Genomic DNA, 22,343 nt, shown 5'->3' with positions numbered 1-22,343 from the left:
GTCGTCCCGGAGCGCCCGCCCCCTTTCAGTCCCACCCGTTCGGATGGTCAGGTGGCTACAGATGTGATTGAAAGACTGTTATATGCTCGAAAGCAGCCTCCGAACGATGCGACAGGCCGAGTTGAATCGGTCCTGTTGAAACTCCGCAGTTGAGACAACCGACGTGGCGTAGAGAGAGTGTGAGTCCAGCACGAGAGCTGACTTTATTTCATACCGTTCACTGAAGTACCGAGCCGACAGTTATGTCGATTCGAAGATGGAGTGGGCAATCACGGATGGACATTCGTGAGGCGATACCGGACGATGCGCCAGCAGTCCGCCGGGTTGCACGCCGATCGTGGCACGAAACATATGACGAGATTATGGGAGAGGAAGCTGTGGATAAGATGATTGACGAGTGGTACGATGTAGGCGCACTGAAGCAGTCTATCGAGCGACCGGAGAACCCGATGTTCGTCGCTATCAGTGCCGATCTGGTCGGATTTGTGCAAGGCGGGCCGAGTGAAGACGGTCCCGCCGACGCAGTCCTGAGTCGGATCTATATCTCGCCGGCCAACTGGGGAGACGGAATCGGGACGACACTTCTGGAACGGCTCTGTACTGCGCTCCGAACGGACGGACACGACTCCGTTTGGTTGTCAGTGATGGCGGATAACGACGTTGGAAGAGCGTTTTATGCGAAACACGCTTTCGAGATTCACGAAAGACGAACGGCTGAACTCGCCGGGCAGGATGTAACGGAGCTTATTCTCGTAAAGGACCTGTGAGAAGCCGGATGCTGGTGTAGCCCCAGGGATCAATATGCAAGCGGACCGACCCGTCAGAAGGCATTTGTCTCTCGGATAAGATTACGAATCGATGGCCCTCCATACCAGTAGATACAGGGTCGCGACACTACTCGTCCTGTCCCTGACAGGGGTAGCGACAGTCGCCGCCGTCAGCGGACAGACACCGACAGACCGCACCACGTCGAACGGGAACGTCACTGTACTAGCCGCTCAGGGTGTCGTCGCCGATGGCATCACCGACGACAGCGATGTCCGTGCCTTGCGTGGTGACGGGACGCTCGAAGTGGTCGACGAGGGTGAACCGGTCGTCACAGGCGATACGATAGTCCTCCAGATTCACTCCGAGCAAGTGAATGCGACCTTCACGGCGACCAACGGCGCAAACACGACCGACCGGTTCTACCGGATGCTCGACGAGAGTGACACGAACATGTCGGTCCGGGCGCTGGTCGGCCCGAATCGACAGCCGTACGAAATCGCTCTCAACGAGAGTGATACTCATGTCGTCCACGACCGCGCGAACGCGACGCTCTCGGTCGTCGTCGATTCGAGGACCCTCGCGCTTGTCGAACGCGACACTCACGATCCCATCGCGTTCGAGCCATCGGTCGACGAGTTTGTCGTCGAAGTCGAGACGCACACCAACTCCCGAACGGACGCCTTCGAAGACAAGTTCACGTTCTACTTCCCGGATGCAACTGTCGACTCGACCACCCCTGATCTCAGATTCGACGGGAATGGCCCAGCTCGGGTGTACGCAAATACGACGACACTCGATCTGTCGGGGCAGACGAATGTCCGTCCCGGAACGACGATAACTGTCGAAGCAGTTGACCCGAGCGGAGCAACCCTTGCCACAGCAGCGGTGACTACGAGCGAGACTCGCTCGGAAGGTGCCAACCGGGAAGCCGTCCAATCGGCGTTCTCTGCCACACTCCGTGACGTGCCGAGCGACGAGTACGAGTGGTTCAGGCTCCGGGCGACAGGACAGGACCGGACGGTCTGGGATCGGGACGTCATCGTTGGTCCTGAGCCGCGCTGGTCGAACCTGTCTGCGACGGCACTCGGGACGGACGGTGAAGACTGGACGCTCCGCGTTGACGCGTCATTCCGCCTCCCCGACCAGGGAATCCTGGAGGTCAAACTGCGAACGGATGAGGGCCTCGTGACCCAAGCAGTCCCCGTGCCAGACGGACAGAGCACGCAGACGGTCTACATTCGAAACGTCTCAAGTCTGCCGGACGGGCCGATAGAACTCGAAACCCACTGGGACCGAGCGGGCGACGGGCAAGTCGTGTTCCAAGAGGATCCGCGGTTCGTGACATCGGCAAACGTTCCTCGCGGGACGAGCGACCAACTGTTCGCCCGCCTCTCGATAGACGGAGCCGGTGGACTCCGAGATAGGTCGATGGCAACCACGACTGCACCGCCAACTACCGCACCGCTGACCACGACTGCCCCTCAGACGAACGTGGCCTCGGAGTCTCCGACCACTGCAATCACGGATTCGCCGACTGACAGTACCGAGGTGACCGAGACAACGGGAGAGGATGGCCGCGGCTTCGGTGCGGGCGTCGCCATACTCGGCGTCGCGATCGCTCTCCTCGTGGCCACGTGTCGGCCCTGACGACTACCAGTTCGTGCTTCTCTTATGGATGTTTTCGCCACAGTAAAGTCGGTGAGCGATGCTGAAATCTACTCGGTCCGGAGACTCATCTGAATCCTAGAGGTCCACGATGGCGAGATATGTGATGGCGACTTCCTGCCGTATTGCTGAATATATGAGGTATATATCCGACTGTTGCTGGCAATTTTTGAGGGGATTTGCTGCAAAAGTTATCGGTTGTCCCGCTACTCTCAATGATTACTCGCACCGAAGAGCGCGCTCAGGTTCTCTTGCAAACGCTCCCGGTCGCTTCCACCCGTTCGGCTGGTCAGGCAGCTACAGATATGATTGAAACATCAGTGTCTACGTGAATTGTTGCTTCTCACCAGGGCGTGTGGCGATCGTTCAGCTGATTCACCAATATGTGCACTTCGTAACGCCGACAATAGGTAACTAGTAGGCTTGATAAAACCATATCAGAACGATAAATACACCAATTGAAGCTGAAGTTGAAACGTTACAAACGACGGGTAGACTTTCCAGCAGTACGCTCTGGGTCAGCTCAATCGTCGTCGCTTGTTTGCTCAAGATGCTTGAACGTCGACACTGAGTCCGGGAGGTCCTGAAGCGACCGGTCTGTCCACGTGTACGGGACGTACGGTTCATCATCCACGTCAAGCCAGGTTTTGTGTCGCCGCGTGTAGTTGTCCCACATCGGCCGGAGTCCAGAGTCAAACCTGTTGTCCAGCGACTGTTCGGCTTGATAGCTGAGATCAAACGCGAAGTCTTCTGGGAGGTCCCAGAAGTTCCGGAAGAATCTTGCGAACTGCTCGCTCATCCGCATGCTACTCTCGTAGGTCTTTTTTACGTCGTCGATGAGGTCCTCTTCATTCCGAATACGATCGCGTTGCTGGTCGTACCACTCCGACACCGGTTGTGCTTTCTCGGCGCGTTTGTCCATGCGCTTCTCGCGGAGTTGTTCGGTCGCTTCCTTGTCGAGTTCCCATTCGCCCTGGACAGCGGAGTTATGCTTTGCCTCGCCGTTGACTTTGTTCACCACGACCGCATACGCGTCTTCGGCGTGTCGGGGGAGGACATACCCATCATGGATGTCCGAAAGGACGTCTTCCGGGTCACGTTCGAGCGGGTCGCCCAGTCCCGACCCACCGCGGAGGTAGTTCAGGTACATGTCGTAGTCGTCGAACTCTTTGGGCGTGCTGATACCCTCCGGGCGCCGCGTCACGTCTCCGTCGATTTTGGACTCGAACTCGCCACTTTCCGGGTCAAGGTCGTGCTGTGGGTAGTCCTCGCCGTTCTCGAAGCGTTCCTCGAGGTCCGTATCCTGTGCGTTCAGTATATATCCCGAGGCAGCGGGATACCCGCCGAAGAGGCCACCGTCGCTGGTCATGTAGCCGTTGCCCATCTCATACAGCAGCCACCGGCTCACGTCCTTGATCGTTCGCATCGACTCGAAACCAGCGCCGCCTGCACGGCGTCCAGCACCGCCTGTATTGGGCTTGACTGCACGGCCAAGGAACGGCAGCGGTTCGACCTGTTCCCACGCCTCGGCGTCGCCCATGTCGCCTTCGGGGTTCCAGATAGCTGATGCGTGGGGCTCGCCGTCCGCAACGTAGCGGGCACCCACCCCCTCACAGGCAGCTTCGAACGAATTGACGGCGTGGAGTTTGTCGAACTGGTCGATGCCGCCGCCTTGCAGCCAGTTCGACGTGTTCGCGTTGCCGGCGTTGATTTCCTCCCAGAAGCCGCGTGCGTAGTATCCCCGCGAGAGATGCTGCCAGAGTGGGGCCCAGGCAGAGACCAGGAAGTGCCAGGCGTAGGCGTGCGCTGTCTCAGTGTTCTGTGTGTTGGCCCACGACCCGACAGGTAGATGGAAATCACAGGCGTAGTATGCGCCGTCGTTGACCAGTTCATTCGGTATCACAGTTTGCGTGAGCATCACCCAGATACCGCCCTGTATGGCGGCTGGGGTACAGTTGTAGGGATGCCAGCCCCACTTGTTTGCGCCCTCGAAGGAAACCTGGAACGAGCCGTCCTCGCGGATGTGTAGCTCTGAGGGGGCGTGCATGAGATGATTCTCGTTTGCGTATTCGCGTGTGACGTTCTGTTGCCCCTCATAGAGCGCGTCGACGAAAGATGCGCCGCGATACGTACCAGGCAGCATCGTCTTCTTGATTCTGTTGCGAAAGCCGCGTCGACCGTACTCAATCGCTTCCCGAGAGAGCTGTTTGAACGTCTCGATCCCCGTTCTCTCGATCATCTCCTTGACCGAGTCCCGGATCATGAGACAGCCGGTAATACGGGTTCTCTCGTCGAGTTTCAGGAAGTTCGGCGTCCGCGTCTTGGCAGGGTATTCTTTTTTCCAGGAGTTGTACAATTGGAACTCCTCACCGACTTTGCGGGCCGTGTAGTAGGCACCGTCGCCGAAGCGGGAGGCCTGTGAGACGTTCATGCTGCCGGGACCGATTGCCCCGGTATCGATGACATGGTTGACGCCGCCAGCCCAGGCGACGAGTTCGCCATCGTGAAAGATAGGAATCAGCGTCATCAGGTCACACGGATGCACGTCCCCCACGTGGGGGTCATTGTTGACGAAGATATCTCCCGGTTCGATTCCCGGGCTCTCCTCGTAATCGTGGTTAATCATGAATTTGATAGCTTCGCTCATCGTGTGCACGTGGACAATAATTCCCGTCGAAACGGCGATAGAGTCACCTTCCGGGGTGAACAGGCCGTAACAGAGTTCACCCTCCTGTTCGACGATTGGGGTCGCAGAGACTTCTTTCGAGATCTCGCGTGCAGTTACAAGGTCGCCACGGAGCCGCGAATAGAGCTGTTCGAACCGTATCGGGTCGTCTTCTTTGAGTGAGAGCTCTGTGATCCCGGAGTAGCGGCCCGTCGCCTCCGTCTTGTCCTCTAGCTCGGCCAGTTGCTCGCGGAGCGTCCTGCCGTCCCAGCCAATGCCCTCGTTTCGCTGCCGTTTCTCTCGGACGATCTCTTTTTGTCGTTTCGCTTCCTGCCGGCGTTGTTCGGTCTTGTTTTGGTCAGTTTGACTCATCGCTGGTCTCCTCTTTCGGTGGCCGTAGTGCTGACAGGCGGCCGCAGTTCTCGGCTGAGACGTTACTGCGCATAGTCGAGTTCCTCCAGAATGATGACGTGCTCACCGACCACGAAGTCGCCAGAAATCCGGTCGTGGAGCAACACTGACTCCGTCAGGTCGTCAATTCGAGCTTTGCCGGTCACTGTCCGTTCGGAGATCCCGATACAGATCCGGTCGGCGTCGGTTTCGACTGCGAATTCGACGAGCTCGGCAACGTCATATCCCTCGGGGAGACAGCTAATCGTGTACTCCACATCGTATTCGATCATGGGGTTGACTTCCTGAATGAGCGGGCCAAGACAGCGAACGGTCGGCAATCGGAGAAAATAAACCGTCTCGCCCACGTCGACAACTGAGCTCAGAACCTCCCTGACAGTGGGTTGTTGCTCGACCGAATTGATGATGATGATCGTCGTCATTCTTGTGGCCCGAACAGTAACTCACAGAAGTTGTGCTCGACTCGGCGGAGCCGTTCACTCAGCGTCGACCTGCTGATGTCCAGTTCGCTCGCGATCTCCTCGGCTGTCACCTCCTGTGGAACCTTGAAGTAGCCCATCCGGTAGGCAGTCTCCAGTACCTCGAGTTGTTTGTCGGACAGTTTGCCCGACATGCTCTGTTTTATTTTGTTGCCGCCGAGCGGAAACCCGATCGTCTCGGTCTGTGTCGTCCCGACCAACTCCAGTGAGCCGTGTTCGTCCTCAACGGTGCTTGCGACTTCCTTGAGATGGTTCCAGTCGCGTACGGATGCGACCACATTGAGGTGCGCGTTCCGCCCGACGATTCTGTGTGGAATCGCCTGGTTTTCCGTCAGGAGAGAGAGAACGGATGCGTCCGAGAGCGCTGCAATGACGCCGAGATAGTACGTATGCTGGTTCACATCCGCCTTCGACATATCTATAATCTGTACGCCGGGCAACTTCTCCGCGAGTGTGTCCTGCGAGATGTCGGAGCCGAACTGGGCAGTTAAGGACAGAAAGACCGAATCACCGGCGACTGGTAGTGCGTTGTCTATCTCGACGCTACTGACCTGGCTGTCGATGTCGGCTATCTGCGATGGAATTCCCGCCAAGCGTATCTGAAATTCGATTCTGAGCATCAGTTCAGAGTGTCGGTCTGTGCGTCCAGCCTGGTATCATATCGTGTTTTGTTCCGCTGGCATCCTCTGTTATGGAAAGCTGGCGTGTGAAAGCCCGTAACAGCCAACATCACCAGTCTGCTTGGTGACTAGTACCGGTACCCGAGGTTTCTCCTCTAATTAAGTATTGTCACGAACAATACCGTCATATGTTTTGTTCTTATAACGTGAGTTGCTTCCTGCCGGTTGTTAGCTGAAGACGACGTCCGTCTCTCGCTCGACGAGTTCGACGCGAACACCGTTACCAGCCTGTCGGTCGAGAAACGCGACGCTTGCACCGCCTGCGCCGTCACGGGGTTCCTCGTCCGCGAGTGTCACGCCAGCGTTTCGGAGTTCCAGCAATGTTGTTTCGATATCGTCGACACGGAACGCAACGTGGTGTATCAGTGCTGACTGCGGCGTTGCGTCGAGGTCGGCAGCAATCTCCGAACCCCGGTCGACTGGTTCGACGAGTTCGACCAGACTCTCCCCGACGCGAATGAACGCGATGTCGACCCCAAAGGCCGGGACGTGTTCGACGGTCCCAACATTGAGGCTGAGCAGTTCGAACAGTTCCCTGTTGGTTTCGATATCGTCGACGAGGATACCGAGGTGATCGATCTTCGAGATCATGGGTCAGTTGATCTGGCGTGACTGGTCCTGCCAATATGGTTCTCGGAGTCGTTTCTTGTCGAGCTTTCCATAGGGGGTCGTCGGGAGTGTTTCGACGACATCGATGGATTTCGGCACTTCGTAGTCCGCCAGATGGTCCCGACAGAACGACCTGATATTCGCCCGGTCTACGGTGTCACTCTCGGGGACGACGACGGCCTTTACCGCCTCGCCCCACTCGTCGTCCGGGACGCCGATGACGGCGACGTTCGCCACTTGGTCGTGTTGCTGGACGACTTCCTCAACGGCGACGGAATAGACGTTCATCCCGCCGCTAACGATAACGTCAGAGTCCCGGTCGATGATGTAAAAGTAGCCGTCTTCATCTACCTTCCCGATGTCACCGGTGTGGATCCAGCCGTCTTCGACCGTCTCTGCGGTCTTCTCCGGCATCTCGTAGTACCCTTCCATGGAGTAGGCGGCACGTGCTAGAATCTCACCCGGCTGGCCAGGCGGGACCGTCTCGCCGCTCTCGTTGACAACCTTCACCTCACACATCGTGGTCGGGAGGCCACACGAGGACAGTCGCTCCTCGTCGTCGGGGTCGTGAGCGGCCTTCGGCAGGACAGTGATGAGGTCCGGCGTCTCGTATTGCCCGTACAGCTGGAGAAAGACGCTGCCGAGCTTGTCCAGCCCCTCGCGCAATCGATCCGGCTTCATCGGTGCTGCGCCGTATACGAGCGTCTCCAGCGTCGAGGTGTCATGTGTTTCTCGTTCGAGGACGTCGAGGACGCGGTACACCATCGTGGGAACCATGAACGTCCACGAGATGTCTTCCTGCTCGACGAGTTCGAGGGCGCGTTCGGCATCGAAGCCCTGCGTGATGACGTGGTGGCTCCCCTGTGCTAACCCGCCGGCCATGATGAGACCAGCCGAGTGCGGGAGCGGCGTCATCAGCAATAGCGTGTCCCGGGGCTGGATATCGAGTTCGACGGCGTGTGCAAGTGCGTTCAGCGCGAGGTTCTCCTGGGTGTGTTTTACGCCCTTCGGGTCGCCGGTTGTCCCGCCAGTGTGGAAGACGCCAGCAAGGGTGGATTTCGAAACCGAAACGTCCGGGGCCACCGGTTCGGCCGTTTCGAACAGTTGCTCGAACGAATCGACATGGTGGGTGCGCTCCAGTTTCGAACTGACTGTCGCGTCTATCGAGATGACCCGGTCCAGCGTCGGCACGTTCGGAGCGACTGACTCGACTATCTCGGCGAAAGACGGGCCGACTATGAGCGCGCTGGTATCGCTGTTGTCCAACATGTACTCGATGTCCGCTGCCGACAGCATGTCGTTCAGCGGGACTTTCGCCAAGCCTGCACGGGCAAGTGCGATGTCGGCGACGGTGTACTCCGGGCGATTCGATAGCAAGATTCCGACGCGGTCTTCAGGTTCAAGACCACGCTCCAAGAGTGCATTGGCGAGACGCGCGGAGTCCGTATCGAGGTCAGCGTAGGTCAGCGTCTCGTCGCCGAATGTGACGGCAGGTGCGCCCTCGTATCGACGGAGCACTGACTCGTAGAGCTGTTTCAGCGTCGGCGGACTCTGTTGTAGCATGGGTTTTCACGATTGAATACAGAACGGAAGGAAGCCCGTCGAGGTGTTACGCCGACTGCCCCTCTGGCGTCGGAATCGGCTCGTCGATCCAGTCCTCGTAGAACGTCTCGATGTCCGGCTCGAACTCGTGGATGAGCGGGTACCCCGGCATGACGTTGGTCACTTCGAGCAGCGTCTTGCAGCCCGGACAGAAGAACTCGCGCAGTTCCATGTAATCAGGGTGTGGGTGCATGTCCGCGGGGTAGATTTCGAGATACTCCTCCTCGGAGTCCCGGACGTTGATGAGTGCGTCTGCTTTCCAGTTCTGGTCGTGCTCGCAGAACTCGTGGCCACAGTCGCACTTGATGACCCACCGGTCCTCTGACTTCGCGACGACGTACAGGTGGTCCGCGTACGGGATGACAATCGGGTCGTCCCAGTCGACCCGCTCCTGCAGGACGTCGCGGACTTGCTGGAACCGGTCCGCGTCCTTGAAATCGCTCATCATGTTGTGCAGCTGATTCCACTCTAGGTTGTCGTCGACGAGGTCTTCGATGTGTTCGCGTGGGTAGGATTCTGGCATGTGTGTTCACCTCTGTATCAGTCGTCGTCCATTGCTTTTCCGACCGTCGTGTCGCCGAACGAAGCCTTCGGGGTCGGCAGGTCACGAATCGAGCGATCGGCCGTCCACGTGTACGGCACCTCCGGTTCGTCGTCGCGCCCGACACCGAGCCACGTCTCGTGGCCTTTCGTCGGGTTCTTCCACTTCTTTTTCGTCCCCGACTTGAAGCGGCCGTTGAGAGACCGTTCTGCCTTCTCGCTGAGGTCGAACTCGAAGTCCTCCGGAAGGTCCCAGAACTCGTGGTAGAAATCGGCGAACTGCTTGCTCATCCGCATGCTGCTCTCGTAGGTCTTTTTCACGTCGTCAATGAGGTTCTCCTCGTTCTGGATGCGGTCGCGTTGTTGTTCGTACCACTCCGACACCGGCTGGGCCTTCTCGGCGCGTTCGTCCATCCGCTCTTCGCGGAGTTCTTCAGTTGCCTCTTCGTCGAGTTCCCACTCGCCTTGGACGGCGGAGTTGTGCTTTGCCTCGTCGTCGACTTTGTTCACCACGACAGCGTAGGCGTCCTTCGCATGTCGGGGAAGGACGTACCCATCGTGGATATCCGAAAGAACGTCTTCCGGGTCACGTTCGAGCGGGTCGCCAAGTCCCGATCCACCGCGGAGGTAGTTCAGGTACATATCGTAGTCGTCGAACTGCTTTGGCGTACTGATACCTTCGGGGCGGCGGGTGATCTCACCGTCGATTTTGGACTCGAACTCGCCGCTCTCGGGGTCGAGGTCGTGCTGTGGGTAGTCCTCGCCGTTCTCGAAGCGCTCCTCAAGGTCCGTATCCTGTGCGTTCAGTATATATCCCGAGGCAGCGGGATACCCGCCGAAGAGACCGCCGTCGCTGGTCATGTAGCCGTTGCCCATCTCGTACAGCAGCCACCGGCTTACGTCCTTGACCGTCCGCATGGACTCGAAGCCCGCGCCGCCGGCACGGCGCCCAGCGCCGCCTGTGTTCGGTTTCACGGCTCGACCGAGGAACGGCAGTGGCTCCGTCATCTCCCAGACTTCGGCGTCGCCCATGTCGCCTTCGGGGTTCCAGATGGCGGCTGCGTGGGGTTCGCCGTCTTCAACGTACCGGGCGCCCACGCCCTCACAGGCGGACTCGAAGGAGTTGACCGCGTGGAGTTTGTCGAACTGGTCGATACCACCGCCTTGCAGCCAGTTGGACGTGTTCGCGTTGCCGGCGTTGATTTCCTCCCAGAAGCCACGCGAGTAGTAGCCTCTGGACAGGTGCTGCCAGAGCGGGGCCCAGGCAGAGACTAGGAAGTGCCAGGCATAGGCGTGTGCCGTTTCCGTGTTCTGTGTGTTGGCCCACGACCCAACCGGCAGGTGGAAGTCACAACTGTAGTACGCGCCGTCATTGACGTTCGAGTTGGGGATGACTGTCTGCGTGAGCATCACCCAGATTCCGCCCTGAATGGCGGCTGGGGTACAGTTGTATGGATGCCAGCCCCACTTGTTTGCGCCCTCGAAGGAAACCTGGAACGAACCGTCCTCGCGGACGTGCAATTCTGATGGGGCGTGCATGAGGTGGTTCTCATTCGCGTACTCGCGGGTGAGGTTTCCCTGGCCCTCATAAAGCGCATCGACGAAAGACGCACCGCGGTAGGTACCGGGCAGCATCGTCTTCTTGATGCGGCTGCGGAAGCCCCGGCGTCCGTCTTCGACTGCTTCCCGAGAGAGCTGTTTGAACCGCTCGATCCCGTACTCGTCGATAATGTCGTTGACCGCGTTCCGGATCATCAGACAGCCGGTCATCCGAGTCTTCTCGTCGAGTTTCAGGAAGTCCGGCGTCCGAGTCTTGTCCGGGAAGTCGTTCTTCCAGGAGTTGTAGATCTCGAGGTCTTCGCCGATTTTGCGGGCCGTGTAGTAGGCACCGTCACCGAAGCGGGAGGCCTGGGAGACGTTCATGCTGCCAGGGCCGATCGCTCCAGCGTCGATGACGTGGTTGACGCCGCCGGCCCAGGCGACGAGTTCTCCCTCATGGAAGATGGGAATAAGCGTCATGATATCGCACGGATGCACGTCCCCGACGTGCGTGTCATTGTTAACGAAGATGTCCCCCGGTTCGATACCAGGGCTTTCCTCGTAATCGTGGTTTATCATGTACTTGATGGCCTCACTCATCGTGTGGATGTGCACGATGATACCCGTCGAGACAGCGATAGAGTCACCCTCGGGTGTGAACAGGCCATAACACAGTTCCCCCTCCTGTTCGACGATCGGTGTTGCGGCCACCTCTTTCGAGGTCTCGCGTGCAGTCACGAGGTCGCCCCGCAACTGTGCGAACATCTGTTCGTACTTTATCGGTTCCTCGTTTTTGAACTCGAGTTTCTCGAAGCCGGCGTAGTGGTCCGTCTCCTCCGTTTTCTGTTCGAGTTCTTCGAACTGTTCGCGGAGCGTCTTGCCGTCCCAACCGATTCCATCGCCCTGTGCCTGTTTCTCGTGAACCTTCTCTTTCTCGCGTCGCATGCGGGGGAAGTTCTCCCCAGATTCGTGTTCTGAGCTCATGATGTGGTGTTGTATTGCGGGCATCTGATCGGAGCCAGATGCGGGCTCGTACAGTGCACCTACCTCACCGCCGGAGTGGACCCGAGCGACGGGATAGATGCATCGCTGTACAAGAGCGGGATACCGCTCTTACTCGGTCCTGGTCAGGTGGTGGACACGGTGCTCGTCGAGGTAGGTCTCACAGTCCGGCGGGAGCGCGTAGGTCGTCGCGGCACCCTCCATCACGGCGGGGCCAGTGAGTTCATTCCCTGGCTGGAGCGCGTGGAGGTCGTAAATCTCGGTCTCCATCCACTCGCCATCCCAGTACGCCTCCCGGGTCTCTTTGAACGCCTCCTCGGGCGGTTCCGGACCCTGGGTTTCCTCCGTGGGGATCTCCGGCTTGACAACGTCCCGGACGCCGCGGACCGAGGCCTGCGTGACAGTGTGCCCGAGCTCCGGAGACCGGGCCTCCTCGGAGTACGTGCGCCGGTATTCCTCCTCAAAGGTGTCCAGCAGCCGTTCGAGCTTCTCCGGGGTGTCGACGCGGCTGACCGGTGACTCAATGTCGATGCTGTTGAGCTGTCCCTGATACTGTCCGAGAATGTTGTACTGGAACTCTATCTCGCTCCGGCCGATATTGCTGTTCTCGAACTCGGCTTCGACTTTCTGTTCGAGGTTTTTCCAGACCTCGGTGAGTTCCTGGCCGGCGGTTTCGGCCGCTTCCTCCATCGAGAGGTCCGGATCGACGTCGATACTCGTCGTCTGGTCGTACCGGTACTCGTAGTCGGCAGCGCCACAGCCAAACGCCGAAAAGCCAGCCGCCCACTCGGGGATGAGCACTTCGTCGAAACCCAGGTCTTTGGTGTAGCCGGCGGTGTGGACAGGGCCGCCTCCACCGTACGAGAGACACTTGAAATTCGACGGTGCGTACCCTTCACCGGTCACGACCGCTTCGAGGTCGTTCCGGAGCTTACTCTCCAGAATGTCGATGACACCCTGTGCGGCTTCGTAGACACCCATGCCGAGCGGGTCGGCGATTTGTTCTTTGATTTCTCGCTCGGCCACGTCGCGGTCGATAGGCATGTCTCCGCCGAGGAAGTTCTCGGGGTTGATCCAGCCCATCGCGACGTGACAGTCTGTTACGGTTACCGTCTCGACATCCGTTTCGACCGCGCTGACGCCGACCTGGTCGCCGGCGCTCTCAGGGCCCAGTTCGATTTTGTCGAACGTCGGGTTAACCCGCACGTAGCTGCCCGTGCCCGCCCCGACACTCTCCATGTTGACCATCGGCAGCGATAAGAGGAGACGGGCCATCTCCGGGCTGTAGTCGATCTGCCAGTCGTTCCCGATGATGATGCCCATGTCGAAGCTGGTCCCACCGATGTCGGTACATACCAGATTCTCGTAGTCGAGTTTTTCCCCGAAATAGTTGGCACCGATCATCCCGCCGATCGGGCCCGAAATGAGCGTCCGGGCTAGTTCGTTGGCGTGGATATCGATAGTCCCGCCGTGGCTCGCCATCACACGTACGCCGACGTTCCCGCCCTGTTCGTCAACGGAGTCTTGAATATTCGTTAGCTGATCTCTGGATGGCTCAGCGGCGAACGCTTCTGCAGTGACGGTGTTCAGCCGCTCCGATTCTTTCAGTGTCGGGTAGTATTCGCTCGACAGCATCACCGTCGTGTCCATCTCGCGTTCGTCGATGATCTCCTCGGCTATCTCCTGGGTCCGGTGTTCGTGGTCACCGTTTTTGTAGGAATGGAGGTACATCACGACGATGTGGTCGACATCCTGGTCGAGCAGGTCATTGACCCCCTCTCGAACATCGTCTTCGTACAGCGGAACCAGTGTGTTCCCTTTGACGTCAATACGCTCTCTGACGCCACGGATCTGGTTCCGCGGGATTAATGGCTCGGGGTGTTTGTGGGTGTTGACGTGGAGCCGATCCGAATATGAGTAGCCGGTGTACGACTGCCGGCCACGCCCCATTCGGAGTGTGTCTTCCATCCCGCCGGTAATGAGAATCCCCACATCGACCTCACTCTCGCGTTCGACGAGCCGATTCAGCATTGCGGTGCCCGAGTACACTGTCGACACGAGATTCGGGAACCCCTCCTTGACAGTCAGGCCCCAGTCCTCAAGGGCATCTTGTGAGGACTTGATGAACCCCCGCGATTCGTCATCCGGTGTGGTCTTTGCTTTTCCAACAGTGAACTCACCGTTGGAGTCCATGAGGAACGTATCTGTCATCGTCCCGCCAGCGTCGATTGACAGGATCTCTGCGTTGTGGTGGTCCGAGGGATCGTCTTCTGAACTTGCCATCACCTTGCCCAATTGACCATTGTAGGTTAATCGTTACCACGAACTACGAGAACCCGGACTGACAGGCCGAAACACAGGGAAGACATATGTATAACGTTTAAAAATGTATGATGGGTGGCTGAGGAATCACGTGGCAATATTAGTATCGGATCGAAACCTACGGATACTCTGTCCGAGAGTCGTGAAGCAGCAGGGCTGAGCGCCCAGTCCAGTGGACACACTGACTCCGTTGTATCTCAGTAACCAAGGAATAAAGAGTGCGAGCAAACGGGCAGCCAACAAAGGATTGTGTCCCCTTTCCAGGATTCTATCGGTCCGTTACTACCGCGGAGTTCGTTTGAAGCTTCCGGAGGTACTCTGTACCCGCTTTTCCACTCGTTCGATCTACTCGGTTTCAGGGGAGATTCTCACACGCTTTCCCATCATCGTCACCGTCCAGCCCATGTGCACCACCAGATTCCTCGTAGACATCCTGGGCAGCCGACTGTGATGAGAAATCGTCACAATCGTAGTCACCACTGTATCCGGACGCCCCAGCATTGGTTGTGTCCGTTTTGATCGCACTCGGCTCAGGTGTCGGACTGGGCTCTGTGTCTTCCGAGTCGAGGACATCGCCGGTGTCCAGTGGTGGCACAAGGCCAATAGCGCCGACAATGCCACCCAGTACAACGAGAAGCACAACGAACACAATCCCACCAGCGACTGGGTCTTCGGCCGTCGAGATCTTCAACGAATACCCGAGTACGAGGCACAGGCCAACCGCGAACACGCCCTGACTGATGTTTCCATTCAAGAGACCGGTTACGCCACTCGCTAACGCCACGAGACTGACACCGATAACGAGCAGCCGTCCTTTGCGCATCTATTACAGACTACTTACCAATTACATATACAGCTTGGGTATGGAATGTCTTGGTGACTTCCAAGTCCATCTAAAGGGGGCTCTCTCGACTGTTATCGGCAGACGTGGGTGAATAATTACATACGGGGACTCCAAGCGACTTCTCACCGTTCGCCGGAACAACAAGAAGTTCCACTATATCTGGAAGCTTGGCTGTGATACTGTTGTGCGGAAAGACGATATCCGCATCCACCTCGATTCATATGGCCTCGATATGCCGAAACACGAGGTGTACACCTACTTTGCCGATGAACATGAGCAACTCTGTGTTGAGCTAACGCGGACAATCTTAGACAAAGAGAATCATCGTTACCTGCTTTCGGAACCCGGCCTGCGAAAAGCACAGTTTGCGACGCGGCTAGTGGCGATACCGTAATACTGCAAGAAACAGTCGCTAAGCCGGACGATGTCAGTCCTGTAGCTGGGCAACCGAACGGGCTACCTGTTCGGAATTGATCTGCTCTTCGTACCAGTTTTGGATAGGTCTATACGAGATCTTAGATGCCCTTTCTGGTCGGTAATCATGTGCTCCACCCCTGTGTCCTTATTCAGACTACCTGTCGGCCCTACAGCCGGGAGGCACGACACTCCAATAGAGACTCGGATAGTTCATACTCGTCAAATCCGTCTTTCACTCGGATCGACATTTTCTGCACATCAACTGGTTGTGGCCCGCCCCGCTCGCCTTGCTGCCCTCTGCTGGCGCACGGCTCACTTCGTTCGGCCGTGTCGAGGCGCTCACCGTGTTCGTGCCCCGCTTCGCTCGCGACTGACCATTCCGGGCGTTGGGCGGGTCGGTGCACGCGGCTGGTCAGAGTCCCCACGTCAGCTTCGTGCTCCCCGACGACACTACGGAAGCGACCGCGATCGCAGAGTTCCGGCTGGACTACGACCTCGACCGTCGACACCGTCTCCATCACGCGATCATTAAGGACGGCGACCCGTACGAGACTGTGGCGACGATCAACCTGCGAACGGACAAGGGGTGACGGACGACCCGCTTGGGGCCGGTAAGCACAGACGTTTAGGCGTGGTGCCTAATACCACTACACATGTCCGATGACGAGCCAACGGAGCGACCCTCGCTCGAGGCGGTGACCGAATGGGACGGCGGCATCACCTGGTTCTCGCATCCAGAGGAAGACGCCATGCGCGGGAGTCAAGCGCTCGCGACCAAGAGCGGCGTCTGGGTTGTCGACCCCCTCGACGCCGACGGACTCGACGACCGACTGAGCGACCTGGGTGAAGTCGCCGGCGTGGTCGTGATCCATGACCGCCACACGCGCGACGCCGAAGCAATCGCGGCGCGCCACGACGTCGCCGTGCACATCCCGGACTGGATGGACCTGACCCGCGAGAAACTCGACAACGACCCGGAGCCACTCGAAGCTACACTCCCCGGCACGAACTACGAGATCCACCGCCTTATCGACACAGACGAGTGGGAGGAGGCGGTTCTCGTCGACGAAGCCGGTGGGACCCTAGTCATCATGGAGACACTCGGAACCCTCCCGGGGTTCTGTGAGGGCGACAACGACATCGGCGTCCATCCTGCTCTCGACGAGACACCGGAGGGCCTCGCCGACTACCACCCAGAGCGCATCTTGGTCGGGCACGGCGAGAGTATCTACGAGGACGGCGCGACGAAACTGGCGGCAGCACTCGACGCCGACTGAGCCGACCCCGAACAGGCACGGTTAACGAGCGAATCGAGCACGGTAACGCGGGCTTGTCTCCGTCCACAGATCCTGTCATCGGCCGTGTAGCGTTATCCTGCGCCGTCGTCTGGTATCCAGCAGGATAACCCGCCGACGTCGCCATTGACGAGGGTTGGGCGACAGTCGCGGTGTCGCCCGAGTTCTCCAAGCCTGCCGTCTCCCGGATGATGGACAGCATCCAGCGGGACATCGCGAACGCCGACGACCGGCCTGCCGACGAGGTCGCGCGTGCCGCCGCCCTAACTGTCCAGTACCTCAGCACAGGAACGGCGACCGAGGCGTGCATCTACACGACGGACATCGCGGCCGGCGAGGGGGCTGGAATCGTGCTCGCGAGCGAGGGATATAGGGATTCAGTGACGTTCGTCAACGGCTTCCGGTTCATTGAGGACATAGTCCCCTGAGACACCTGACTGGATTCTGGTCTGATTCGGTGAGAGAGGACACTCGAAAGCCCTCGCCCGTTCTGAATCCGGCAGACAGTGGATGGCTTATCGAGCGTCGCAGCCGGCTGAACAGGTGTGTCCATGACGGCCCGCCCCGCTCGCCTTGCCGCCCTTCGCGTCGCTCGCGACCGACCATTCCGGGCGGTCTGCCTGCAGTAGCGGGCGGACTGCCGGGCTAAAATGCATGTGCCTTCGACGCCAGCGGGTTAGCTTGTCGGTTGCGCCCCTCGCGGGCTTTCGCGTTCCAGTGTTTGGTGCCGACTGCGCCCTCGCGCCACCTGACGGCGCGAGTGCTCGTCGACAGTCACACTGGACACGAACCCGCCCTCCGGGCCGGACACGAGCAAGCTAATCCCGCTGGCCGCTCGCTCCGGGCGGCGTGGTGGCGCGCGGGGCTGGTGTATTCATCGCACGAAAGCGCTCTCGCTCGCGCCCACTGGGGCGCTCGCGAAGGCGCGAGCGAGAGCGCAGTCGGGACTGTCGGGCAGTTGTCGTCGTGAAAACCGCGATGTTGCAGCATCGCGGTGTCGGCGCGTGAACGCCTTCGGAACTGGTGTAAGTTCCAATGTCAAATAAGAAGGTCATTCGTGATAAGCGTACGGTCGCACAGAAGCGAAAAGACGAGAAGCGCGGTTGGGTCGTCGACGAGACACCCGAACTGCGGCGGTCGGTCGAACAGGAGATTCAGGGAAAAGTCGATACGAACCACCCGGACAGTTGTCGGGCGAGCATGACGCTGGCACAGGAAGAGGAAGCGATGGCGCGGGACATCGAGATCGCACGAACTCGGGCCCGGGTCGGCGAGCAAATTGAAATGCGGGAAGCGGGGTCGCGACATGCAGTGCAGGAGGCGAGGCAGCAGGCACGAGAGCGGTTCGACGAGCGGGCCGCGAGCGTGGACCGATGGCAGGATCCAGCGAAGGACGACCCCCGAGAGATGCTCTCGCAGTCGAACCTCGCAATGGTCAACAGGCAGGCAGCGCGGTTGGCGGAGCAACTCGATGGCTGGACGCGGGCGGCGATCAGTCGGCGGCTGGCCGAGCGGGTTGCAGACGGCCGTGGAATGACGGATGCAGTCGTCGATGTCTACGACGAACTGGATCAGGCGGCTGGGACAGTCATTCCCATTGCGAAAGTTGGAGAAGTCAATCGCGGTGAAGTGAGCATCGAAGGCCGGGTGGCACAGTTGTGGGATCCCTCGAGCCCCACAATACAGAACGTTGGACTACTCGAGGATGAGAGCGGCAGAACGCGTGTGACAATCTGGAAGGCCTCAGAAGCTCCCTGGATCGAGGAAGGGGATAAGGTCCGTATTCACGGGGCCTCGGTGAACTGGTACGAGGGACGCGCCTCGCTGGCCGTCACCGGCTGGTCATCCATCCATTTCCCCGAACGCGGTCGGTGGTGGGAGTAACGGGCTAAGGCCTCTCTTTTTTGCTATTTGCCAGACCGGCCCAGACCCCACCGCCCCACCCTCCGCTCCGTGCTCGCTTCGCTGCGCGCGCAGCCACGACCTCGGGTGTGGGTTTTTCCGCCGTGATGGGTGCCGGCGGAACTGGGACGGGCACGCTCCCTGACCAGTCGTCGGCGGTTGAGGGGTTCAAAATGCACATGATCATCTACGCGCTCGTAGAAGCATCGACAGAAAACGAAGCATTGGCTGCAGGGAAAGCAGTGTTCAATCGACTCGTTGGCGCTGATCCCCATTCCCCAGCGGTCTTCGATTACTATTGCACCTTCGACGAAGACGATACGACGGTGGCTGGAAAGGCCCGCTGGGGAGACCTGCCGACGGCAGCACCCATCAACTCGGAGGAAGGCGGCGAACTGCTCGATCGAGCCCGGAACGCCACGAAGGAAGAGTTCCAGCGGAATCTCGACCGGGTGAAGGAGGCGCTTGACGAACTCTCAGATGAGGCGATCATGCGCAACGAGAACCTCGCCCGGCACGCGTTCCGCCAAGTTGGCGCGTACGAAGGGCCGTCAATCCCGATGTACGACCAACACGCACAGGGGATTCGACATCGGGGCCAGCTCGACCGGATTCTCCAGGAAGACGAAGACAGCCAGACGCTCTGGATCGTACCCGCAGACGTCCACTTCTAACAGGATGCCCCGAATCACAAACTGTCGTCGTGAGAATCGCACGCCGACACTCGCGTACCGGAACACCGAGACTGGTGCCTAGGTTGTGCTGCATCGAGCGCCGGACGCCTACCGGTACAAATGGCGAGGAGCGATTCTTGTCGACGGCTACCCGGTCTGGTCACGGGGCTTCGAGACGAAGGCGGCGACCACGTTCCGGGATGTCCTCCGAGACAAGCCGACTCCCAAGCTCACCTGTCCCACCTGTCTGAGCAACGACGTCGTCGTCAGTCAAAAGTCAGCTGCTGGCGCGACGGTACAGCGATGGTTCGACTGTCCGGACTGTGGCTACGACGGGCGTTCGAAGACTGTCTACGGCGCCGAACGCTGAGCCCAGATCCCTAGTGTGGTTTATTTGTGGGCCGAAAGGGGTGGCCCGTCCAAAGCGGGCCAGGTTCAGCAATGAGTCTGGAAGTTATCGACCGTCATAGTGATGTACTGTTCGAGTTCCTCTGGTGTCCAGTCTGTGGACACGAGGTCTTCAGCCACATCCCGTTCGAGGGGGTGTTCTGCAAGAGCTGTAACACGCAGGTCGTACTGCAAGAGTCCCAGGAGACACGGGGCTACGAAGAGGCCATCCTCGCGTGCTTCGACACCGACACGACTTGGAACATTCATGTTGACGAGAAGCTCCGTCGTGATCTGCCCGACGGATCGGCACGCGTGAAGATCTTCGCCACGCGTGATGGCTACGAAATTGATTGGTGGAGTCCGAAGCCGGGTGAGGAGTGGGAGCCGGTTGAACGGGGTGAATTCGACGCCGTCGAAGAGCCAGACAGCGTGTCGCACCTGGCGTAGCAGGGTTCAGTCACATAGCGACTGCGTGTAGTGTTTTTTCCGCCGGGGATAGGTGCCGGCGCACACGCGTCGGAGGGTATCGATGTCGACACGCAGTCAACTCCGATTCGTACAACGAGTCGAACAGACCAATGGAACAGCAGATAACGCCGACCGAGTCGCGCAGGTGTACCGGCATTCGGACGGCTACCCGGAGAGCGTGCTTCTGGATCTCGTTCAACTGAAGCAACTTCTCGATGCGACCCGCGCCGAGCGCGGGCCGAGCTACACGGCGGCGACGTTCGTGTTCCTCGATAAGCTCTCGACGGTCGGGTTGTATCTGGATGGTGATCCAGAGCGAACGATTGACGCAACACAGCCAGCTAACCTCCTCGATCCAGCCAATATGGAGCATCTCGACCAGCCACTATTCCTGCTGGGCCACGGTGTCGAGGATCCAGCAGACGGCATCCACGGTGACGAGGAGTATCTCTACGTCGTGGAACTCCCGACAAAGACCCCGTTCGACGAGCCTGCTGAGTGGACCGTCAGAGTGAGCGGCCACTCCACGTTCCCCCGGTGGGACGGCCCGACCGACGAGGCCTTCAAGCGGGCAAGTTGGCAGTTCCAAGGCGCCCTGAAAGACGCGCGTTCGGAGCTGGTGGCCGAGTCAGCCTGAGAAAGTGGCCATTCAGATGCTCTTGAGACTGGCCCACAACGACACTCCGAGCCAGCCGTACAGCTCTGATCCGCGTCCGCAGATACTCCTGTAACTGGTCGTCACAGCATTATAGACCATTGACCAGTGTCGTCGTTCAGAAGCTGCTGGAGTGAAACCGGTTTCAGTCCGTGAGGAACGTCTCAAAATCACGAGCGGGCGAGTGGAACCCGGCTTCGTCGATCCAGCGTTTGAGATACGTATCTGCAGCCGCCGCGGAGATCAGATCGCTCTCGACAAAACGGACGAGGAGGCCGATCGATCCGGTTAATCTGATGTCTCGTTGGATCGTGGTTGTACGAGCATCGCCGTCGTCAGTGATGACGGTCCCATCGACGGTCTCTGCAACGGCTACGGCCTGTGCCTCACCTGGGTCGAGTCGTTCCAGGAAGGTCGCCTCCAGTGTCTGGGCTTGTGGTGACAGTTCGGCAACCGGAATATCCGCGTCAAGGGCGGTCAGTGCGTTTGTTAAGTAGGAATGGGTTTCAACACCGTCTTCGAGTTCGGTCCGGACCGCAGGGACAGTGACGAGTCGAGGAAGGGTTTCGAGCAGTTCGACGCGCTGGACGTGTGCGAAGTTCGACAGCACGGTAGTGTTGAGAACAATTGCATTACGTGGTGCCGATGTCATTCAAGATTCCGAGCGACATCGATCTCGTCACGCGCAGCGTCCATGTCTTCGGGGCCAAAGCGAAGTTCGATCCCCTCTTCGCGGAGGACATCCCGCATCTCGAAGCGGTTCATACCTGCAAGCCGAGCAGCAGTCCCGAGAGTTATGGCTTCGTCCTCGTATAGTGACACCGCGGCAGCGATTCGTGCATTCTCGTGTTCATCGAAGTATTCGCGTAAGACGTGACGGACCGCGTCGCTCTTGTTCTCGAAAATGCCTGCTTTGATAGCGCCCTCCATGAGATCAGTGAGATCGTCGGGAATGGTGGCGGTGGTCCGGGGCATGGCTTCGTCCGAACATACTCCTGCATACATTATATGAATTGTGCTGGCTCGATTGAAGCATAAAATGTTCACTCGGACACTGTGATGAAAAGACGACTATCGAGGTTGAACGGGGTACCACCCTCCGAGATGCGCTACTGCAGCGCGGCTCCCTTGTATACGGGACTGTCTCGCAGTACGCCAACTGTGGCGGCCGCGGTCTCTGTTCGACCTGTACTGTCGAAGTCGATCCTGCCCCGGAACCGACACACTGGCACGATGCGGCAGCGGTTCGGTTTGGCTATCCGCGGCTCTCCCGCTGTATCGAGGTAGAACGCCCGCTGACAGTCCGCCTACTCGAAAAGCACATTTGGGGGCAGGTCCTCCCACGGCAGATTTCCTCAGAGTAGCTTACGGGACCCCAAACGAAACCAGACTGCTATCATTCAGCACTCTGTCCTG

At 59.0% G+C, this 22,343-nt stretch carries 22 protein-coding genes and 2 pseudogenes; 13 read left to right on the top strand and 11 right to left on the bottom strand.

The window, feature by feature from the left end; all coding sequences use genetic code 11:
• Nucleotides 1-275: 275 nt before the first annotated feature.
• Together RBH20_RS07580 and RBH20_RS07575 are read left to right on the top strand one after the other, a co-directional pair.
• Nucleotides 276-767: a GNAT family N-acetyltransferase gene (locus tag RBH20_RS07580; RefSeq protein WP_306707121.1), complete on the top strand. Its 492-nt coding sequence runs from the start codon at nucleotides 276-278 to the stop codon at nucleotides 765-767.
• A 91-nt stretch (nucleotides 768-858) separates the two neighbouring features.
• Nucleotides 859-2,415: a hypothetical protein gene (locus RBH20_RS07575; RefSeq protein ID WP_306707118.1), complete on the top strand. Its 1,557-nt coding sequence runs from the start codon at nucleotides 859-861 to the stop codon at nucleotides 2,413-2,415.
• A 541-nt stretch (nucleotides 2,416-2,956) separates the two neighbouring features.
• Here RBH20_RS07575 and RBH20_RS07570 read toward each other — a convergent pair.
• The 9 genes from RBH20_RS07570 to RBH20_RS07530 form a co-directional block, all read right to left on the bottom strand.
• Nucleotides 2,957-5,470, bottom strand: coding sequence for a hydantoinase B/oxoprolinase family protein (locus RBH20_RS07570; protein ID WP_306707116.1), 2,514 nt, complete (start codon nucleotides 5,468-5,470; stop codon nucleotides 2,957-2,959).
• 62 nt (nucleotides 5,471-5,532) lie between these two features.
• Nucleotides 5,533-5,931, bottom strand: a complete 399-nt coding sequence (locus RBH20_RS07565) for a hypothetical protein (protein WP_306707114.1) — start codon at nucleotides 5,929-5,931, stop codon at nucleotides 5,533-5,535.
• Nucleotides 5,928-6,608 (bottom strand): helix-turn-helix domain-containing protein, encoded by a 681-nt coding sequence (locus RBH20_RS07560; protein ID WP_306707109.1) that lies wholly within the window; start codon nucleotides 6,606-6,608, stop codon nucleotides 5,928-5,930. The genes RBH20_RS07565 and RBH20_RS07560 overlap by 4 nt, the downstream gene beginning before the upstream one ends.
• 228 nt (nucleotides 6,609-6,836) lie before the next feature.
• Complete coding sequence (locus RBH20_RS07555) at nucleotides 6,837-7,259, bottom strand: VOC family protein (RefSeq protein WP_306707103.1); 423 nt, start codon at nucleotides 7,257-7,259, stop codon at nucleotides 6,837-6,839.
• Between the two features lie 3 nt (nucleotides 7,260-7,262).
• Complete coding sequence (locus tag RBH20_RS07550; RefSeq protein WP_306707100.1) at nucleotides 7,263-8,840, bottom strand: long-chain-fatty-acid--CoA ligase; 1,578 nt, start codon at nucleotides 8,838-8,840, stop codon at nucleotides 7,263-7,265.
• A gap of 46 nt (nucleotides 8,841-8,886) precedes the next feature.
• Nucleotides 8,887-9,402, bottom strand: a complete 516-nt coding sequence (locus RBH20_RS07545) for an acetone carboxylase subunit gamma (protein WP_007190186.1) — start codon at nucleotides 9,400-9,402, stop codon at nucleotides 8,887-8,889.
• 17 nt (nucleotides 9,403-9,419) lie between these two features.
• Nucleotides 9,420-11,942, bottom strand: a complete 2,523-nt coding sequence (locus tag RBH20_RS07540) for a hydantoinase B/oxoprolinase family protein (protein ID WP_306707090.1) — start codon at nucleotides 11,940-11,942, stop codon at nucleotides 9,420-9,422.
• A 129-nt stretch (nucleotides 11,943-12,071) separates the two neighbouring features.
• Nucleotides 12,072-14,243, bottom strand: a complete 2,172-nt coding sequence (locus RBH20_RS07535) for a hydantoinase/oxoprolinase family protein (RefSeq protein WP_306707084.1) — start codon at nucleotides 14,241-14,243, stop codon at nucleotides 12,072-12,074.
• A gap of 394 nt (nucleotides 14,244-14,637) precedes the next feature.
• Nucleotides 14,638-15,105 carry an excalibur calcium-binding domain-containing protein gene (locus RBH20_RS07530; RefSeq protein ID WP_306707080.1) on the bottom strand — a complete coding sequence of 156 codons (468 nt, stop codon included), beginning with the start codon at nucleotides 15,103-15,105 and terminating at the stop codon, nucleotides 14,638-14,640.
• 205 nt (nucleotides 15,106-15,310) lie between these two features.
• On the opposite strand from RBH20_RS07530, the gene RBH20_RS07525 reads away from it, so the two are divergent.
• From RBH20_RS07525 to RBH20_RS07480, 10 genes and pseudogenes are all read left to right on the top strand, one after another.
• Nucleotides 15,311-15,520, top strand: a complete 210-nt coding sequence (locus tag RBH20_RS07525; protein ID WP_306707073.1) for a hypothetical protein — start codon at nucleotides 15,311-15,313, stop codon at nucleotides 15,518-15,520.
• A gap of 421 nt (nucleotides 15,521-15,941) precedes the next feature.
• Nucleotides 15,942-16,133, top strand: a complete 192-nt coding sequence (locus RBH20_RS07520; protein WP_306707066.1) for a hypothetical protein — start codon at nucleotides 15,942-15,944, stop codon at nucleotides 16,131-16,133.
• Between the two features lie 63 nt (nucleotides 16,134-16,196).
• Nucleotides 16,197-16,820, top strand: coding sequence for a hypothetical protein (locus tag RBH20_RS07515; protein WP_306707060.1), 624 nt, complete (start codon nucleotides 16,197-16,199; stop codon nucleotides 16,818-16,820).
• 128 nt (nucleotides 16,821-16,948) lie between these two features.
• Nucleotides 16,949-17,266, top strand: a pseudogene (locus tag RBH20_RS07510) (hypothetical protein); the annotation flags it as partial.
• 332 nt (nucleotides 17,267-17,598) lie between these two features.
• Nucleotides 17,599-17,808 carry a hypothetical protein gene (locus tag RBH20_RS07505; protein WP_306707055.1) on the top strand — a complete coding sequence of 70 codons (210 nt, stop codon included), beginning with the start codon at nucleotides 17,599-17,601 and terminating at the stop codon, nucleotides 17,806-17,808.
• A 65-nt stretch (nucleotides 17,809-17,873) separates the two neighbouring features.
• Nucleotides 17,874-18,722, top strand: a complete 849-nt coding sequence (locus tag RBH20_RS07500) for an OB-fold nucleic acid binding domain-containing protein (RefSeq protein ID WP_306707047.1) — start codon at nucleotides 17,874-17,876, stop codon at nucleotides 18,720-18,722.
• Nucleotides 18,723-18,913: 191 nt separating this feature from the next.
• Nucleotides 18,914-19,414: a hypothetical protein gene (locus RBH20_RS07495; protein ID WP_306707502.1), complete on the top strand. Its 501-nt coding sequence runs from the start codon at nucleotides 18,914-18,916 to the stop codon at nucleotides 19,412-19,414.
• A 4-nt stretch (nucleotides 19,415-19,418) separates the two neighbouring features.
• Nucleotides 19,419-19,784 (top strand): annotated as a pseudogene (locus RBH20_RS07490) (hypothetical protein).
• Nucleotides 19,785-19,855: 71 nt separating this feature from the next.
• Nucleotides 19,856-20,251 (top strand): hypothetical protein, encoded by a 396-nt coding sequence (locus RBH20_RS07485; protein WP_306707045.1) that lies wholly within the window; start codon nucleotides 19,856-19,858, stop codon nucleotides 20,249-20,251.
• An 82-nt stretch (nucleotides 20,252-20,333) separates the two neighbouring features.
• Nucleotides 20,334-20,909, top strand: a complete 576-nt coding sequence (locus RBH20_RS07480) for a hypothetical protein (RefSeq protein ID WP_306707043.1) — start codon at nucleotides 20,334-20,336, stop codon at nucleotides 20,907-20,909.
• A 163-nt stretch (nucleotides 20,910-21,072) separates the two neighbouring features.
• Here the strand turns inward: RBH20_RS07480 and RBH20_RS07475 are convergent, their stop codons facing one another.
• On the bottom strand, nucleotides 21,073-21,579 hold the full coding sequence (locus RBH20_RS07475) for a twitching motility protein PilT (RefSeq protein ID WP_306707041.1): 507 nt from the start codon (nucleotides 21,577-21,579) through the stop codon (nucleotides 21,073-21,075).
• Nucleotides 21,576-21,902 carry a UPF0175 family protein gene (locus RBH20_RS07470; RefSeq protein WP_306707039.1) on the bottom strand — a complete coding sequence of 109 codons (327 nt, stop codon included), beginning with the start codon at nucleotides 21,900-21,902 and terminating at the stop codon, nucleotides 21,576-21,578. Before RBH20_RS07470 ends, RBH20_RS07475 begins: the two co-directional genes overlap by 4 nt.
• Nucleotides 21,903-21,961: 59 nt before the next feature.
• On the opposite strand from RBH20_RS07470, the gene RBH20_RS07465 reads away from it, so the two are divergent.
• Nucleotides 21,962-22,291, top strand: a complete 330-nt coding sequence (locus RBH20_RS07465; RefSeq protein ID WP_306707501.1) for a 2Fe-2S iron-sulfur cluster-binding protein — start codon at nucleotides 21,962-21,964, stop codon at nucleotides 22,289-22,291.
• Nucleotides 22,292-22,343: the final 52 nt, after the last annotated feature.

It is taken from the genome of Haloarcula sp. H-GB4, assembly GCF_030848575.1.
Taxonomy (GTDB): domain Archaea; phylum Halobacteriota; class Halobacteria; order Halobacteriales; family Haloarculaceae; genus Haloarcula.
This window is presented reverse-complemented; position numbering and strand designations above follow the sequence as displayed.